At 65.3% G+C, this 17,281-nt stretch carries 16 protein-coding genes; 2 read left to right on the forward strand and 14 right to left on the reverse strand.

The features are described from left to right. The 4 genes from BM197_RS13740 to dapE all read right to left on the reverse strand — a co-directional run. Positions 1 to 209: helix-turn-helix domain-containing protein (locus BM197_RS13740; protein WP_143095081.1), on the reverse strand; the 209-nt coding region annotated here is incomplete at its 3' end. Positions 210 to 339: 130 nt separating this feature from the next. Next, the gene (locus BM197_RS13745) at positions 340 to 513 is read right to left on the reverse strand and encodes a DUF3117 domain-containing protein (RefSeq protein ID WP_090712530.1); all 174 of its coding nucleotides are present in this window, start codon (positions 511 to 513) and stop codon (positions 340 to 342) included. Between the two features lie 93 nt (positions 514 to 606). Next, positions 607 to 1,830, reverse strand: a complete 1,224-nt coding sequence (locus BM197_RS13750) for a hypothetical protein (RefSeq protein WP_245762551.1) — start codon at positions 1,828 to 1,830, stop codon at positions 607 to 609. Further along, the gene (gene dapE, locus BM197_RS13755) at positions 1,823 to 2,926 is read right to left on the reverse strand and encodes a succinyl-diaminopimelate desuccinylase (protein ID WP_090712532.1); all 1,104 of its coding nucleotides are present in this window, start codon (positions 2,924 to 2,926) and stop codon (positions 1,823 to 1,825) included. The genes BM197_RS13750 and dapE overlap by 8 nt, the downstream gene beginning before the upstream one ends. A gap of 72 nt (positions 2,927 to 2,998) precedes the next feature. Between dapE and dapD the strand changes: the two genes are divergently transcribed. Next, positions 2,999 to 3,967, forward strand: a complete 969-nt coding sequence (gene dapD, locus BM197_RS13760; protein WP_090712534.1) for a 2,3,4,5-tetrahydropyridine-2,6-dicarboxylate N-succinyltransferase — start codon at positions 2,999 to 3,001, stop codon at positions 3,965 to 3,967. 32 nt (positions 3,968 to 3,999) lie between these two features. Then, positions 4,000 to 6,546: a penicillin acylase family protein gene (locus tag BM197_RS13765; protein WP_218151873.1), complete on the forward strand. Its 2,547-nt coding sequence runs from the start codon at positions 4,000 to 4,002 to the stop codon at positions 6,544 to 6,546. 133 nt (positions 6,547 to 6,679) lie between these two features. Here BM197_RS13765 and BM197_RS13770 read toward each other — a convergent pair whose 3' ends face one another. The 10 genes from BM197_RS13770 to BM197_RS13815 form a co-directional block, all read right to left on the reverse strand. Beyond that, complete coding sequence (locus BM197_RS13770; RefSeq protein WP_090712536.1) at positions 6,680 to 7,987, reverse strand: citrate synthase; 1,308 nt, start codon at positions 7,985 to 7,987, stop codon at positions 6,680 to 6,682. 146 nt (positions 7,988 to 8,133) lie between these two features. Next, positions 8,134 to 9,246, reverse strand: coding sequence for a succinyldiaminopimelate transaminase (dapC, locus tag BM197_RS13775; protein WP_090712538.1), 1,113 nt, complete (start codon positions 9,244 to 9,246; stop codon positions 8,134 to 8,136). Positions 9,247 to 9,249: 3 nt separating this feature from the next. Beyond that, positions 9,250 to 9,567, reverse strand: a complete 318-nt coding sequence (fdxA, locus tag BM197_RS13780; RefSeq protein WP_090712540.1) for a ferredoxin — start codon at positions 9,565 to 9,567, stop codon at positions 9,250 to 9,252. A 38-nt stretch (positions 9,568 to 9,605) separates the two neighbouring features. After that, entirely contained in the window at positions 9,606 to 10,088 is a 483-nt protein-coding gene (locus BM197_RS13785) for a hypothetical protein (RefSeq protein WP_090712541.1), read from the reverse strand. Between the two features lie 204 nt (positions 10,089 to 10,292). Further along, positions 10,293 to 10,607 (reverse strand): AzlD domain-containing protein, encoded by a 315-nt coding sequence (locus BM197_RS13790; protein WP_090712543.1) that lies wholly within the window; start codon positions 10,605 to 10,607, stop codon positions 10,293 to 10,295. Beyond that, entirely contained in the window at positions 10,604 to 11,374 is a 771-nt protein-coding gene (locus BM197_RS13795; RefSeq protein ID WP_090712545.1) for an AzlC family ABC transporter permease, read from the reverse strand. Before BM197_RS13795 ends, BM197_RS13790 begins: the two co-directional genes overlap by 4 nt. A 75-nt stretch (positions 11,375 to 11,449) precedes the next feature. Beyond that, positions 11,450 to 13,357: a translational GTPase TypA gene (gene typA, locus BM197_RS13800; protein WP_090712547.1), complete on the reverse strand. Its 1,908-nt coding sequence runs from the start codon at positions 13,355 to 13,357 to the stop codon at positions 11,450 to 11,452. 189 nt (positions 13,358 to 13,546) lie between these two features. Further along, positions 13,547 to 15,295 carry a dipeptide ABC transporter ATP-binding protein gene (locus tag BM197_RS13805; RefSeq protein WP_090712549.1) on the reverse strand — a complete coding sequence of 583 codons (1,749 nt, stop codon included), beginning with the start codon at positions 15,293 to 15,295 and terminating at the stop codon, positions 13,547 to 13,549. After that, positions 15,292 to 16,242, reverse strand: coding sequence for an ABC transporter permease (locus BM197_RS13810; protein WP_090712551.1), 951 nt, complete (start codon positions 16,240 to 16,242; stop codon positions 15,292 to 15,294). Before BM197_RS13810 ends, BM197_RS13805 begins: the two co-directional genes overlap by 4 nt. Then, positions 16,232 to 17,161 (reverse strand): ABC transporter permease, encoded by a 930-nt coding sequence (locus BM197_RS13815; protein ID WP_090712553.1) that lies wholly within the window; start codon positions 17,159 to 17,161, stop codon positions 16,232 to 16,234. The genes BM197_RS13810 and BM197_RS13815 overlap by 11 nt, the downstream gene beginning before the upstream one ends. Positions 17,162 to 17,281: the final 120 nt, after the last annotated feature.

Here is a 17,281-nt window from a genome sequence, read left to right on the forward strand (position 1 = left end):
GTCCGGTTCGAGATCCGGTGCGGGCGCGAGGACCGGTCCTGCATCCCGGCCTCGCCCATCGCGGCGTATCGTTCGGCCCACCGGTTCGCTGTCGGCCAGGAGCAGTTGAACGCTTTCGCGGCCTGTGAGACTGGCCAGCCCTGATCGATGATCAGCCGCGCCACTCGAAGTCGTTGGCGTGGAGTTAGAGCAGCATTAGCGTGGGACATCGAGGACCTCCTGGCTGTCGAGAGTGTTTGTCTAAGCAACTCCCACTCTGCAACCGGAGGTCCTCACCTCATTCGCAGCAACTACAGCGAGTCGTCACACCGATTCAACCAACGTCCCTGTGCAGTACAACTAGCTCGGGGAAACAACCCCGGCAAGTGCATCGTGGAGTTCTTTGGCTTCAGCATCGTTAACGGAGACGACGAGTCGTCCGCCGCCTTCGAGTGGAACCCGAACGATGATCAGCCGACCCTCCTTCACGGCCTCCATTGGCCCATCCCCAGTCCTCGGCTTCATCGCTGCCATTCCGCGCCCCTTTCGTTGCTTAGAACTCTATTATCTGCCATCCGGGGCGGACAGGCGAAATCGGCCGGATTCGTGTCCCTTACTGGGGGCAGCTTACGGCGGCGTCCAGTCGTAACCATCGACCCGCCAGGCGATGAGGATCCAGCCGACCTGCGCCACGATGCTGAGCGCGACGATCGAGCACCGGTACACGACGGATCGCGGCTGCGCGAGCACCCCGGCCAACGGGAAGATCGGAACAAGCAGCCGGAATGTGCTCGACTGCGGAAAGAACACGGCGAAGAGATAGATCAGGTAGCTCGCCACCCACAGTCTCAGATCCACCCCCAGCCGTTTGCCCGCCGGAGACAGAAGAAGCGCAATAGCGATTATGACGAGGAGCACGACGCCCATCGCGCCCCACCAGAATCCAGCAGGCAGTCCCAGCCCGTTGACGGCCCACCAGTCGAGCCCCTGGAACCAGCCCGAGAACGGCACCAGTTCGGTGTACCCGATATAGGCCGACCGCCAGGCCAGCTCGGTGTCGGTGTATGCGGTGAGCGAGCCGGTGACGGCCCAGGCGATCAGAAGCCAGCCGAGTCCGGCGATTCCGCTGAAAACCGCTGCAACGGACGCCGCGATCGCCTCACCCGCAGGGAACGGGTCGCTTCGCCTTGTCCACCAGCGGTGCAGCACGTGCAACAGCAGGAACAGCGCAAAAGCGAGCCCGCTCGGCCGGGTGAATGACGCGACGGCGATGACCGGCAGCACCAGCCAGTACCGGCGGCGCATCACGAGGTAAAGCGAGACGGCGAGAAGGAGAAGGTGCACGGACTCCGCGTAAGCCACCTGCAGGATCGGCGAGAGCGGGGCCACCGAATAGCAGACGACGGCGAACATGGCGGTTCCTGCCGGGAGGGCCAAGCGGAAGATCCGCGCAACGACGACCGCGGAGGCGAAACCGCACGCGATCGAGACGACGACGGCCGTCGGGGCCCACGGCACCCCGGTGAGAAGCATCAACAGCCGGACGACCGCCGGGTACACCGGCATGAACGCCCACGCGTTCTCGCCGACGTGCCCGTCTTCGGTGAGCGGAAGAACACTCGGGTACCCGGATTCGGCGACGATGTTGTACCAGCGGCCGTCCCACATCGACGCGAAATCCGCATAGCCGGGGCTCGGGCCCGTCCAGGCGTTCGCCGGTTGCTGCGCCGCGACGACGAGCAGGATGCCCGTGGTCACGACCCGGGCCGCGCCGAAGATGAGAAGCGCCTGGCCCCACCACGGGATTCGCCGCCACAGGTCGACGATCGGCCTGGCTCCGACCTCAGCCACTCGAGCCGGACAGCCAGCTGCGCAGCGCCGCCTCGCAGCCCGTGATCTCGTCGAGCGCGACCCGTTCGTCATCGGCGTGGGCCTTGAGCGGGTCGCCTGGCCCGAAGTTGACGGCGGGAATGCCACGGGCCGAGAACCGGGCGACGTCGGTCCAGCCGTATTTCGGTAGCGCGCGACCCCCGACGGCAGCGAGGAATTCCTGCGCGATCGGAGCGTCCAGTCCGGGCCTGGCGCCGTCGGCGGCATCCGTCAGGGTCACCTCGAAGCCGGCGAAAAGTTCGCGAACCTCCGCCTCCGCTTCGGCGGCGCTGCGGCTGGGTGCGAACCGGTAGTTCACCTGCACCGTGCATTCGTCCGGGATGACGTTGCCTGCGATACCGCCGGAGATTCCGACCGCGTTGAGCCCCTCGCGGTAGACGAGGCCGTCCACTTCGATCGAGCGCGGCTCGTATGCGGCGAGGATGTCGAGGATGGGCGCCGCCTTGTGGATGGCGTTGTCGCCGACCCAGCTGCGCGCCGAATGCGCGCGGAGCCCCGTCGTCGTGATGTCGACACGGAGGGTGCCGTTGCATCCGCCCTCGATGTCGCCGCGGGTCGGTTCACCCAGGATGGCGAAGTCGCCGACGAAGAGGTCAGGCCGGCGTTCGGCGAGCAGTTTCAGCCCGTTGATGTCGCTGGCCACCTCTTCGTTGTCGTACCACATCCAGGTCACGTCGTGAGCGGGTGCGGTGAGCTCAGCCGCGAGCTTGAGTTGGACGGCGACACCGCTTTTCATGTCGACGGTCCCCCTGCCCCACAGGTAGTCCCGGCCGTCGATCGTTTCGAAGCGGGTGGGCAGGTTGTCGTTCAACGGCACAGTGTCGATGTGCCCGGCGACGATGACCCGCCTGCTCCTGCCCTGCATCGTGCGCGCCACGATCGTGTTCCCGTCGCGGGTGACGTCGAGGTGAGGGTACGAGGCCAACGCGAGTTCGATGGCATCCGCCAGCGTTTTCTCGTTCCCCGACACGGATTCGATGTCGCAAATCGCCTGGGTGAGGTCCACCGAACCGGCAGAGAGGTCGAGCAGGGGAACGTCGAGAGGCTGATCCGGCATTGCATCAGTCTATGGGCGGGAACGCAGAGCGGTCCGGCGCCGGGAGCCGGCGGCATTCGCTAGCCTTGAGGCATGACGAGTGCTTCCGGAAACCCTGCCACCCCGACCCATGCCTGGGGCTACGGCCTCGCCACGGTGAGTGCGGACGGGACGGTGCTCGACACCTGGTACCCGGAACCCCAGCTCGGGATGCTGCCCTCCGGCCGGGAGCGCTGGATTGCACCAGCAGAGATCGAAGCCCTGGCCATCCCCGACGAACGCCGCAACGTCACCGTCGACATCGTCACCGTCGAGATCGACCTGCGTGAGCAGGCCAAGGACACCCCTGACGCGTACCTGCGGCTGCACCTGCTGAGCCACCTCCTCGTCCAGCCGAACACCATCAACCTGGACGGCATCTTCGGGCACCTGCCCATCGTCGTCTGGACCAACGCCGGCCCCGTGCATCCCGACGATTTCGACCGGCTGCGTCCGGCGCTGTCACGCCAGGGCGTCCACGCCACCGGCGTCGACAAATTCCCGCGGTTGCTCGACTACGTCACCCCGTCGAAGGTACGGATCGCCGACGCCTCGCGAGTCCGCCTCGGGGCACACCTGGCACCGGGAACGACGGTGATGCACGAAGGATTCGTGAACTTCAACGCGGGAACCCTCGGCTCCTCCATGGTCGAGGGCCGGATCTCGCAGGGTGTCGTGGTGGGCGACGGCTCGGACATCGGCGGCGGCGCCTCCATCATGGGAACTCTCTCCGGCGGCGGAACCCAGCGCATCTCCATCGGCGCGCGGGCTCTCCTCGGCGCGAACTCCGGCATCGGCATCTCCATCGGGGACGACAGCGTGGTCGAAGCGGGGCTTTACGTCACCGCGGGCACGAAGGTCCTCGTCCTCGACAGTGAAGGGGATGCCCCACGCACGGTGAAGGCCGTTGAGCTGTCCGGCGTTCCGAACATCCTGTTCCGACGCAACTCCGTCACCGGCGCGGTCGAGGTTCTGCCCCGCACCGGTGCGGGCATCGAGCTGAACCAGGCTCTTCACGCCTGATCCCTTCTTCTACCTCTTCACAAAGGAGTGATGTGGTCCGAACCTCAAGCCGCGGTCGACGCTCGCGCGCCTTCACCGTCTTCCTCAGTGTCACGGCGGTGTTCGTTGTGGTTGTGCTCGTCGGCGGAGGCCTCGCGATCTGGACCGTCCAACGTTCCTTTCCGCAGCTCTCCGGCGAGCTCACGGTGCCGGGGCTCGACGGCGTCGTCACCGTTCAGCGCGACGACGCCGGTATCCCGACGATCGAAGCCGATAACGCGCACGATCTGTTCCTGGCGCAAGGATTCGTGCACGCCCAGGATCGCTTTTGGGAGATGGACTTCCGCCGTCACGTGACCAGTGGACGCCTGGCGGAGTTGTTCGGCGAATCCCAGGTCGGGACGGACACGTTCGTGCGGACCCTCGGCTGGCGCGCGGTCGCCGAAGCAGAAGTCCAGCTGCTCGACGAGCAGACCCTCGGCTGGTACCAGGCCTACGCCGACGGGGTGAACGCCTACCTGGGGCAGCGAAGCGGCGCCGACCTGTCACTCGAGTACGCGGTTCTTGGGCTGCAGATCCCCGGCTACGAGCCCGAGAAGTGGACCCCGGCAGACTCGGTGGCGTGGCTGAAGGCGATGGCATGGGATCTGCGGTCCAACCTGGAGGATGAAATCGACCGAGCCCTGCTGGCGACGGATCTGACGCCGGAACAGGTCGCCCAGCTCTACCCGCCGTACCCGTACACCGTCAACCCGACGATCCTGCAATCCGACGTGGCGGTGCCAGCGCCGGCATCCGTCGGCTCTGCCACACCGCTGGAGCCGGTCTCCGACGCCACGGTCGAATCGCTCGTGGCGCTCAAGGACATCCTCAGGAAAATGCCGGTGCTGCTCGGTCGGGCCGGCCCGGACATCGGCTCCAACTCGTGGGTGGTCTCCGGAGCGCTCACAGCGTCTGGGAAACCGCTGCTCGCCAACGACCCGCACCTGGGCCCGGCCATGCCGTCGGTCTGGTACCAGATGGGTTTGCGTTGCTCGACCGTTTCGGAGGAATGCCCGTTCGCCGTTGCGGGTTTCAGTTTCTCGGGCATGCCGGGCATCATCATCGGCCACAACGAACGGGTTGCGTGGGGATTCACCAACCTCGGCCCCGATGTCGCTGACCTCTTCCTGGAGAAAGTGACGGGCGACACCGTCGAGGTCGATGGGGTTGCCACGCCGCTCACCATCCGCGACGAGACGGTGAAGGTCGCGGGAGGAGCGGATGTGCCGATCCGCATCCGCTGGAGTTCACACGGCCCGCTCGTCACAGGGATCAGTGATGATTTCGGGGACATCGCCGCCGACTACCCGGCGACCGCAGACCTGCCTGAAGGCAGCTATGAGCTGTCCCTCCAGTGGACGGCGCTCACGCCGGGACGCACGCCCGGCGCGATCTTCGCCGTCAACCGGGCGACCGACTGGGAGAGCTTCAGGGCCGGTGCACGGCTGTTCGACGTGCCATCGCAGAACCTCGTCTACGCGGACATCGACGGCAACATCGGCTACCAGGCCCCCGGACTCATCCCGATCCGCCAGAGCGGCGACGGGACCCATCCGCAACCCGGCTGGTTCGCGTCGACGGCGTGGGCCGGCTACGTGGACTTCGATTCGCTCCCGTCGCTGTACAATCCCCCTTCCGGCTACATCGTCACCGCGAACAACGCGGTCGCGTCCGAGAGCTCGACTCCCCTGCTGACCCGGGACTGGGATGCCGGCTACCGCGCATCCCGCATCGTCGAACTGGTCGAGCTGGTCTCAGCCTCGGGTGACGGGTTCACAGCCGAAGACATGAGCGCGATCCAGGCTGACAACGCCAACGCCTTCGCCAAGCGCATCGCCCCGTTCATCGCCGACCTCGCGCCGTCCGGAAACGCACGCCTGGGCAAACAGTTCCTCGACGGCTGGGACTTCCACGACGACGCGGACAGCGCCCAGGCCGCCTATTTCAACATCTTCTGGCGCAATCTCCTCGAGGGCACCTTCGCGCCCAAACTGCCGGATGAGATTCCGCCTGCGGGCGGGTCTCAGTGGTTCCAGGTGGTCGGTACGCTCCTCGATGAGCCGGACTCCGAATGGTGGGCGGGCCCGGACGACAACATCGTCACCCGGGACGACGCCATCATGCTCGCCCTCAGCAGGGCCTGGACAGAGGCTCAGGACCTGATGGGGAACGACCCTGAGGAGTGGAGCTGGGGCGAACTGCACACCCTCACCGTCCGCAACGCGAGCTTCGGAGAATCCGGTATCGCACCGATCGAGATGCTCTTCAATCGTGGCCCGTACGAACTCGCCGGCGGGTCGTCGGTGGTCAACGCCGTCGGCTGGTACGCGCCGGAAGGCTACGTCGTCGACTGGGTCCCGTCGATGCGGCAGGTGGTCGACCTGGCCGACCTGGACTCGTCCACCTGGATCAACCTCACGGGTGCGTCAGGGCACGCATTCCACGCCAACTACATCGACCAGACGCCGCTCTGGCAGAGACATGAGACCCGTGCGTGGCCGTTCACTCCTGATGCCGTCACGGAGGCGACGAGGGACACCCTGACGCTCGTCCCTTGAGTCCGGCCGGTAGCATCCGCGGCTGTGCCGCTCGGTCACAAATGGCTGCTTGGGCGCGCTGCTCGGCCGCTAACGGCGGCACTCTTCAGGAAAGTCCGACCAAACTCGACCGAGCACGCGCGGGCCTGACGCGTCAGCGCTGCGGAAGGTCGCGCTCCACCGCACCGGTGAACAGCTGCTGGGGGCGGCCGATCTTGGTCTGCGGGTCTTCGTTCATCTCACGCCAGTGCGCGATCCAGCCGGGTAGGCGCCCGATCGCAAAGAGCACGGTGAACATGCGGGTCGGGAAGCCCATCGCCTTGTAGATCACACCGGTGTAGAAGTCGACGTTCGGGTACAGGCGGCGTTCCTTGAAGTAGTCGTCCTCAAGGGCGATCTGCTCCAGCTCCTTAGCGAGGTCGAGCAGCGGGTCGCTGATCCCGAGCTGGGCGAGCACCTGGTCGGCGCTTTCCTTGACGATCTTCGCGCGCGGGTCGTAGTTCTTGTAGACGCGGTGTCCGAAGCCCATGAGCTTCACGCCTTCTTCTTTGTTCTTCACCCGGTCGACGAAGCGCTGGACGCCCTCCCCCGAATCGCGGATCCGGCCGAGCATCTCGAGGACCGCTTCGTTCGCGCCGCCGTGTAGCGGGCCGGACAGGGCGTTGATGCCGGCGGAGATCGATGCGTACAGGTTCGCACCGGTTGAGCCGACGAGACGCACGGTCGACGTCGACGCGTTCTGCTCGTGGTCGGCGTGCAGGATGAGCAGCTGCTCAAGGGCGGTGGAGAGCACCGGGTCGATCTCATACGGTTCGGCCATGTTGCCGAAGTTGAGCCGCAGGAAGTTGTCGACGAAGCTCAGGCTGTTGTCCGGGTACAGGAACGCCTGGCCGAGCGCCTTCTTGTGTGCGTACGCCGCGATCACCGGCAGCTTCGCGAGCAACCGGATGGTGGTCAGCTCGACCTGCTCAGGATCGGTCGGGTCTGCCGAGCTCTCGTAGTACGTCGAAAGAGCAGAAAGCGCACTGGAGATGACCGCCATCGGGTGCGCGGTGTGCGGCAGTGCGGAGAAGAAGTGCTTGAGGTCCTCGTGGAGCAGGGTGTGGCGGCGGATCTTCTCGTCGAACTCGCCGAGCTGATCGGCGGTCGGCAGTTCACCGTGGATGAGAAGCCACGCGACCTCGAGGTAGCTCGACCCCTTCGCGAGCTGTTCGATCGGGTAACCGCGATACCGCAGGATGCCGGCGTCGCCGTCGATGTAGGTGATGTCCGACTTGGTGGCGGCGGTGTTCACGAAACCGTAATCGAGGGCGGTGAGTCCGGTCTGTCGCGTCAGCGTTGACACGTCGAGGCTGGATGCTCCCTGGCTGGAACCCAGGATGGGGAACTCGGCGGTACCTCCGGGGTACGTCAGGGTCGCTTTGTGGTTTCCTGCGCGGAAGTCCTGCTCGACGTCACCCACGGCGCCTCCTTGTAGTGAGATGTGTGTTCGGTGGACCAGACGCGAAAGCCGCTGGTAGCGGTGCACGGTCCGGATACAGCCTAATCGGCTGCGCGGCCTACTGTCGCATTCGCCAACAGGTTCGGCGGTGCGTTGGAGCAATCCTCCTAAATGCGCGATCCCTGCAGTCGTGAAGCCGCGGCGCGGATCCGTTCGTCCGTCGCGGTCAACGACAGTCGCACGTGGTCCGGGTAGAACTCCCCGTAGAAGTGCCCGGGGCCGGCGAGGATTCCTAGGTCGGCAAGCCGGTCGATGGAGGCCCAGGCGTCACGACCCTCTGTCGCCCAGAGGTACAGGCCGGCCTCACTGAAGTCGATTCGGAACCCGGCCGCCAGCAAAGCAGGAACGAGGATGTCCCGGCGTGCGCGGTACCGTTCCTTCTGCTCGGCGACATGGGCATCGTCCATAAGCGCAGCGACCATTGCGGCCTGCAACGGTCCGGGAAGCATGAGCCCGGAGTGTTTGCGCACGTTGAGCAGCCGGGCGATCGTCTCAGCACACCCGGCCGCGAAGGCGGCCCGGTAACCGGCCATGTTCGACTGCTTGCTCAGCGAATAGATCGCGAGGATGCCGCTGGAGTCGCCCCCGGTGACGCGCTCGTCGAGGATGCTGGGGATCGGGGTGGACTCCCACTGTCCGCTCCAGCCGAGTTCGGCGTAGCACTCGTCGTTGATGACAACGGCACCGAGTTCCCGCGCCCGGGCGACTGCGGCTCGCAGGAACGCGACATCGAGCACGCGACCGTCGGGGTTTCCTGGCGAGTTGAGCCAGATCAGTCTGGTGGTCTCGGGCCATTCGGCTGGATCGTCGGATGCTTTCGCCTCGGCTCCGCAGAGTGCGGCACCGATCGCATAGGTCGGGTACGCAGCCTTCGGGTGGACGATGGTGTCCCCCGCGCCGAGCCCGATCATGAACGGAAGCAGGGCGACGAGTTCCTTCGATCCGATGCTCGGGAGCACGTTCTCAACGCCGAGGCCGGTGACCCCACGCCGACGCTCGAACCAGGCGACGATGGCTTCACGCAGCGCAGGCGTTCCCGCTGTTGTCGGGTAGGCGTGCGCGTCGGTGGCCGCAGACAAGGCGTCCCGAACGACGCCGGGCGTGGCATCCACCGGTGACCCGATCGAGAGGTCGGCGATACCGTCCGGGTGCGACCTGGCTCGTTCTGCGAACGGTGCCATGGCATCCCAGGGGTAGTCGGGAAGCGGCTGGAGTGCCACCGGTCAGGCCTGCGGGGGCAGGACGGCGACGACGGGGTGGTCGTACTTGATCACACCGACCTTGGCGGCTCCGCCTGGCGAGCCGATTTCGTTGAAGAATTCAACGTTGGCCTTGTAGTAATCGGCCCATTCCTCGGGCAGGTCGTCCTCGTAATAGATCGCCTCGACCGGGCAGACCGGTTCGCAGGCGCCGCAGTCGACGCATTCGTCGGGGTGGATATAGAGGGAGCGTTCACCCTCGTAGATGCAGTCGACGGGGCATTCATCGATGCACGCTCGGTCTTTGACATCCACACACGGGAGGGCGATGACGTAGGTCACGGTTTGCTGGGTTCCCTTCGATTACAGGAGACCCCAGTCTACGCCTCAGGCTCGTGCCGCACGTTCGCACGCTCAGGAGGGGTGTTGGCCGCCTCTGCCGTCGTACGTGACGGCATCCGCGGCCAGGCGACGACGATCGTCGCGACGAGGACGGGAACCACCGTCCAGACCAGCCCGATCAGGCCCTGCGGGATCAGGACCGACCCCCCGGCACTCGCGACAGAGAAGAGCGCGATCATGCCGACCAGTCCGATGGCCGCGAAGAGCACAGGCACCCGGTTATCGAACAGCAACCGGAAACCGAGGAGCAGGCCGAGGACTCCGATCAGCGCGAGGACGAGCCCAACGGGAAGACCCACGTCGCCGATCGCGGCGGTGTTCTGATGCGCGACGGTCCCGACGGTGCCGTAGATCGCACCAACGACCAGGCCGAGGATCGCACCGGATGCCCGTGAGGCGGTCGACGGGCGAGTGGCGGTCGACGGGCGCTCGGCGGTCGGGGCGGAAGTCGCAGCAGTCACTCTCGAAGTGTAGCTGGAGAGCATCCATAGCCGCCCGATGGCCGGACGCGCTCGTCGACCTGACGCACGATCGATCCCCCAGGGTGCGCCAGCATTTCATCGATCCCAAATGGTCACTCCCCGTGCTCACGAACGACCACCTGGGCCCCTCGGCGCCCGAGCAGCGCGCTCGGGCCATTCCGGTGCACAGCCAGAGCAACGAGCTCAGGCCATGCCGGTCCACAGCCGGAGCAGCGCCGCCACCACGGCGGCCGCTATCACGACGACGAGGAACGGCACCCGCAGCCAGTACAGCAGCGCAGCAACCGCGAGAGCAGGCACCCGCGCATCGACGACAAGCGCCTGGCCCGCTCCGAGCGTCTGCACCGCGATGAGGGCGGCAAGCAACGCGACCGTCAGCAGGTCGGCGGTGCGTGCGGCTGCTGGTTTCTCGAGCCAGTGCGGTGGCACCGCGTAGCCGGCGAGCTTGAGGGCGACACAGGCGATCGAGGCGATGAGCACGATGTGCCAAAGGGTCACGGTGTGGCCTCCCTGGCAGTTCGGCGGCCGAGCAAGTTGGTCGTCCCGACGAGAACCGCGACAAGCGCTGCGGCCAGAACCGGCATCCCTGGTGCGACCACCGGGGTGAGAGCAGCGGCCACGACGGCGGCGGCGCACGCGACGGCGATCGTCTGGTGGCTTTTCAGGCGCGGCCAGATCAGGCCGAGGAAGGCGGCTGCGGCGGCGGCATCCAGCCCGTAGGCACGGGTGTCACCGAGCAGGTCTCCGATGAGAGCGCCGACCAGGGTGGTCAGATTCCAGCCGAGGTAGACGACGATGCCGGTGACCCAGAAGCCACGACGGCGAGCCGCCGGATCCTCCTGGGCGAGGGCGACTGCCGTGGACTCGTCGATCGTCAGCCAGGCCGCTCCGGCCGTCTTCCACCAGCTTGTCGCACCGACGACGGGTTTCATCCGCATCCCGTACGCGGCGTTCCTCACGCCGAGCAGTGCGGCGCTCGCAATGGCTGTTCCGCCAGCGGCCACTCCCCCTGACGCGAGGATGCCGACGAGCGCGAATTGCGACCCGCCGGTGAACATGAAGAGGCTGAGCACACACGCCTGCCACACATCGAGACCTGCGGCCACGGCGAGGGCACCGAACGAGACTCCGTACGCGGCGGTCGCCACACCCACGGCGATCCCCTGCCGGGTTGCAAGCTGCCCGGGTGAGCGAGGCGCAGTGGCTCGCACGCGGCGCGAACGGATGCCTGTGGGCACGTCTGAATCGGATCGTGCTCGCGACATGTGTTCAAGCGTAGCGGGAACGACGAAGCGCCCAGGATCCGAGATCCCGGGCGCTTCGCCAACCGCAGGCGGGTATTACTCGTTCTGCTTCTTCAACCGGCTCGTCGCACGCGCGCGGGCGTTGGCGTCCAGCTCGACCTTGCGGATGCGGATCATGCCGGGGGTGACCTCGACACACTCGTCTTCGCGGGCGAACTCGAGGGACTCCTCGAGGGACAGCTGGCGAGAGGGCGTCATCGACTCGAAGGTGTCCGACGTCGACTGACGCATGTTGGTCAGCTTCTTTTCCTTGGTGATGTTGACGTCCATGTCATCCGAGCGCGAGTTCTCGCCGATGACCATGCCCTCGTAGACCTCTTCGGTCGGGTTGACGAAGAACGTCATCCGCTCCTGGAGAGCAATGATGGCGAACGGGGTGACGACGCCGGCGCGGTCCGCGACAATCGAGCCGTTGTTGCGGGTCACGATCGGGCCGGCCCACTCGTCGTAGCCGTGCGAGATCGCGTTGGCGATTCCCGTACCGCGGGTGAGGGTCATGAACTCGGTCCGGAAACCAATCAGACCACGCGACGGGATGATGAATTCCATCCGAACCCAGCCGGTGCCGTGGTTCGCCATGTTGTCCATCCGGCCCTTGCGGGCGGCGAGGAGCTGGGTGATCGCGCCGAGGTACTCTTCCGGAACATCGATCGTGAGGTGTTCGTACGGCTCATGCGTCTTGCCGTCGATCTTCTTGGTGACCACCTGAGGCTTGCCGACGGTGAGCTCGAAGCCCTCACGCCGCATCTGCTCGACGAGGATCGACAGGGCGAGTTCGCCTCGGCCCTGCACCTCCCACTTGTCCGGGGAGCCGATGTCGAGGACGCGCAGCGAGACGTTGCCCACGAGTTCGCGGTCGAGGCGGTCCTTGACCATGCGAGCGGTGAGCTTGTGTCCCTTCACCTTGCCGACGAGGGGTGAGGTGTTGGTTCCGATGGTCATCGAGATGGCCGGCTCGTCAACGGTGATCGTCGGCAGCGGGCGCACATCGTTGGGGTCTGCAAGGGTCTCACCGATGGTGATGTCGGGGAACCCGGCGACGACGACGATGTCACCGGGGCTGGCGCTCTCGGCCGGGTAACGGTCGAGGGCCTTCGTGATGAAGAGCTCGGTGACGCGCACGTTGTGGACAGACCCATCGTGCTTCACCCAGGCGACGGTCTCGCCCTTCTTGATGGTGCCCTGGAAGACCCGGAGCAGCGCGAGGCGGCCGAGGAACGGCGACGCGTCGAGGTTGGTGACGTGGGCCTGCAGGGGGTGCTCGTCGTCATAGACGGGAGCGGGGATGTGCTTGATGATCGCGTCGAACAGCGGCTCGAGGTCATCGTTGTCCGGAAGGGTGCCGTTCTCCGGCTTGTTCCAGCTCGCAGCGCCGTTGCGGCCGGACGCGTACACGACGGGCACGTCGAGGACGGCGTCGAGGTCGAGGTCGGGGACGTCGTCAGCCATGTCGCTCGCGAGGCCAAGAAGGAGGTCCTGGCTCTCCGCGACGACCTCATCGATCCGGGCGTCCGGACGGTCGGTCTTGTTCACCAGGAGGATGACGGGGAGCTTGGCCTCGAGCGCCTTGCGCAACACGAAGCGGGTCTGCGGGAGCGGGCCCTCGCTCGCGTCGACGAGGAGGACGACACCGTCGACCATAGACAGGCCGCGCTCGACCTCTCCACCGAAGTCGGCGTGGCCCGGGGTGTCGATCACGTTGACGGTGATCGGACCGTTCGTGGTGTGCTTGCCCTTGTACGACACTGCCGTGTTCTTGGCGAGGATCGTGATGCCCTTTTCGCGCTCGAGCTCGTTCGAGTCCATCGCGCGTTCTTCGAGGTGTGAGTGCTCGGCGAACGAGTCTGTCTGCCGGAGCATGGCATCCACCAGAGTGGTCTTGCCGTGGTCAACGTGAGCAACAATAGCTACGTTTCGGAGATCGTCGCGCGAAGCAAGCGCCATGAAAAAATTCCTTACAAAGTATGGATGCCGCGAATATTCGATTGCGGCGGAAAAAGGGGTCGATCGGGTCAGAATCCGACCCAACAGAATATCCTACCGCACGCAAGGTGAACCACTGCTGTGAGGCACAGCCAGACGCACAGCGGGGTGGAACCCGAAGGCCCCACCCCGCTCAGCAGTCAATACTGTTTAGCGTCCGAACTCGAAGTCGCCTCCGGGGATGGCCGCGAGCAGCTCCTGCGTGTAGAGCTCACGCGGGTTGTCGAAGACTTCGTCCGTGGTGGCGGCCTCGACGATCTTGCCCTTCTGCATCACGCAGACGTTGTCGGCCACGAGGCGGACGACGGCGAGGTCGTGGGTGATGAAGAGGTAGGTCAGCCCCAGCTCGGTCTGCAGCTCGGTGAGCAGGTTGAGGATCTGCCCCTGAACGAGCACGTCGAGCGCTGAGACGGCCTCGTCGAGGACGAGGACGTCTGGCTTCAACGCCAGTGCGCGCGCGATCGCGATTCGCTGGCGCTGCCCGCCGGACAGCTCACTCGGGTATCGGTATCGCGTCGCCGACGGAAGTGAGACCTGGTCGAGCAGTTCACGAACGCGCGCTTGCCGTTCTTTTGCTGTCCCGACCTTGTGCGCAAGAAGCGGTTCGGCGATGGTGTTGCCGACGCTGTATTGCGGGTCTAGCGAGCCGTACGGGTCCTGGAACACGGGCTGCACGCGACGCCGGAACTTGAGCAGTTCCGGCCCCTTCAGCGCGGCGACGTCCTGGCCGTCGAACTCGATCTTTCCGCTGGTGATTCCTTCGAGCTGGAGGATCAGCTTGGCAACCGTGGACTTGCCCGAACCGGATTCGCCGACGATCGCGGTCGTGGTGCCGCGCTGCACACCGAACGACACGTCGTTGACGGCGAGGAGGTCGTCGTGCTTGAAACCCTGCTTGCGGATCCGATAGAGCTTGGAGACGTTCTGGACCGAAATGAGATCCGTCGCCGGCGCCGCGCTTTCCCGCTCGGCCGCGCGAGCGATGAGTGCGTCGTCCAGCGATCCTTCTGAGAAGATCTGCGCTTTCTCAGGGTCGCGGTGCCTGACCGACTGGATGCGACGCGAGGCGAGGCTCGGCGCCGCGGCGACCAGTCGCTGCGTGTACGGGTGCATCGGGTTCGCAAGGATCTCCTGCGACGGCCCGGACTCGACGACCTTGCCCTGATACATGACCACGAGCTGTTCGGCACGCTCCGCGGCAAGGCCAAGGTCGTGGGTGATGAACAGAACGCTCGTCCCATAGTCACGTGTGAGCGTGGCGAGGTGGTCGAGAATCTGGCGCTGGACGGTGACGTCGAGAGCAGAAGTCGGCTCGTCGGCGATCAGCAGTTTCGGCCGGGATGAGAGACCGATTCCGATGAGGACACGCTGGCGCATCCCGCCGGAGAACTGGTGCGGGTACTGCTTGAGGCGGTCCGCGGCGTCGGAGAGCCCGGCCTCCTGGAGCACCTGGATGGTCCGCAGTCGTGCATCCTTGCCCTGGGCGATGTTGTTCGCCTTGATGGCCTCTTCAACCTGGAATCCGATGTTCCACACCGGGTTGAGGTTCGACATCGGGTCCTGCGGCACGTAGCCGATCTCGTTACCGCGGACGGCTTGGATCTCACGAGCCGAAAGCGTCGTCAGATCCCTGCCTTCGAAGAGGATCTGTCCGCCGGTGACCTTTCCGGTGCCGGGCAGAAGATCGATGATCGACTGCGCGGTCGTGGTCTTGCCCGACCCAGATTCCCCGACGATCGCGAGGGTCTGGCCGACGTACAGAGTGAGGTCGACGCCGCGCACGGCGGGAACCATTCCGCGCTGGGTCTCGAATCCGACCTGCAGGTCCCGAATCTGGAGCAGAGGCTCTTCGGAGGGATCTTCACGTGAACTTACGGTCTCAGTAATTGGCTGGCTCATCGACGTGCCCTCGCCTTCGGGTCGAGTGCATCACGGACGACATCGCCGAGCATGAGGAACGAAAGGACAGTGATGGACAGCGCGGCTGCCGGGTACAGCAGCACCTGAGGACTGGTGCGGATGGATGTCCGCGCCTGGCCGATGTCGTTGCCCCACGACATCACGCTCGGCGGCAAGCCGATTCCCAGGAAGGACAGCGTCGCCTCGGCAACGATGAACGTTCCGAGCGACACGGTGGCGATCACGATCACCGGGGCGATGGAGTTCGGGACGACGTGGCGGAGAAGAATCTTCGACCGTTCGACGCCCAGGGCGACGGACGCAGTGACGTAGTCGGAGTTTCTCGCGCTCAGCACCGCTCCGCGCATGATACGGGCGATCTGTGGCCAGGCGAAGATACCCAGGACCACCGCGACGGTGACCGGGGTCCGCTCCGGGAGGACCGACATGAGGACGATCGCGCCCAAGACGGTGGGGATGGCGAAGAAGATGTCGCCGACACGCGAGACAGCGGAGTCAAGGATGCCGCCATAGAAGCCTGCGAGTGCTCCAATGACTACGCCGATGACCGTCACCATGATGGTGGCCATCAGGCCGACGGTTACGGATGCCTGGGTTCCGTGGATGAGCCGGGAGTAAACATCACAGCCCTGCCGGGTGAAGCCGAACGGGTGCCCGGGCTGCGGCCCGCCGTTGCTGTTAGCCAGCAGGCAGTTGGAGTTCGGCGGCACCTGGGTGAACAGCCCCGGGAACAGGGCGATGATCACGATGAGCACGATCAGGACGGATGAGATCCAGAACGCGGGCCTGCGGCGCATCGCATCCCAGGCATCCGCCCAGGTGCTTCGCGCTTTCTGTGACTCGTCCAGCTTGTCGATCGGGGCGATCGGCGTGTCTTCCAAAGGGGCGACGTAGTGCCCCTGTGGAGTGTATTTCTTACTTGGCATAGCGAATCCTTGGATCAAGCGCCGCGTAGAGCAGGTCGACGAGCAAGTTGGCGATCACGAAGATGATCACCATAACTGCGATGAATGAGACGACAGTCGGGCCTTCACCGAGCGTCACTGCCCGGTAGACGGTCCCTCCGACTCCGTTAATGTTGAAGATTCCCTCTGTGACGATCGCTCCGACCATCAGGGCGCCAAGGTCGACACCGAGGAAGGTGACGACGGGCACGAGTGAGTTGCGCAGCACGTGGACACGCACGACACGGTTGCGTGAGAGCCCCTTTGCTGTTGCAGTGCGCACGAAGTCGGCGCTGAGGTTGTCTGACACGCTCGCCCGGGTGAGCCGGACGATGTAGGCGAACGAGACGGATGCGAGCACGATGGCTGGCAGGACGAGTTCGCCCCATGGCGCGTCCCCTGAGACCGTCGTGCGAGCCCAGCCAAGCTGGACTCCGAAGACCAGCTGGAGGACGAAACCCACGACAAAGGTCGGAACCGAGATGAGGAGCAGGCTGACGACGAGGGCTGACGCGTCGAAGAGCTTGCCCTTGCGAAGGCCGGCGATGAGACCGATCAGGATGCCTGCGACAGCCTCGAACAGCAACGCGAGAATGGCCAGTCGAGCCGTGATGGGGAAGGCCTGCGCCATGACGTCGGAGACCGGGCGCCCGGAGTATGTCGTTCCAAAGTCGCCCTGGAACAGACCGATGATGTAGAGGAAGTACTGCACGATGAACGGCTTGTCGAGGTTGTACTCGGCCCTGATAACTTCAATCACACCTGGTGCCGGAGGGCGGTCGCCGTAGAGCGCTGCGATGGGGTCGCCCGGCAAAGAGAAAACCATGAAGTAGATCAGGAATGTCGCCCCGAAGAATACGGGGATCATTTGGAGAATGCGCTTGCCTGTATACCAGAGCATCAGGTCGTCTCGCCGGGTCGAATGTGCATTAACGTCGCAATCACTGAAGAAGTCTAATCAATGAAATGTCCGGGGCGGATCCGCCCCGGACATTTCATTGCTTGTTTGTGCTGGGCTGGT

The sequence above is a fragment of the Mycetocola miduiensis genome (assembly GCF_900115155.1).
Classification (GTDB): Bacteria; Actinomycetota; Actinomycetes; order Actinomycetales; family Microbacteriaceae; genus Mycetocola_A; species Mycetocola_A miduiensis.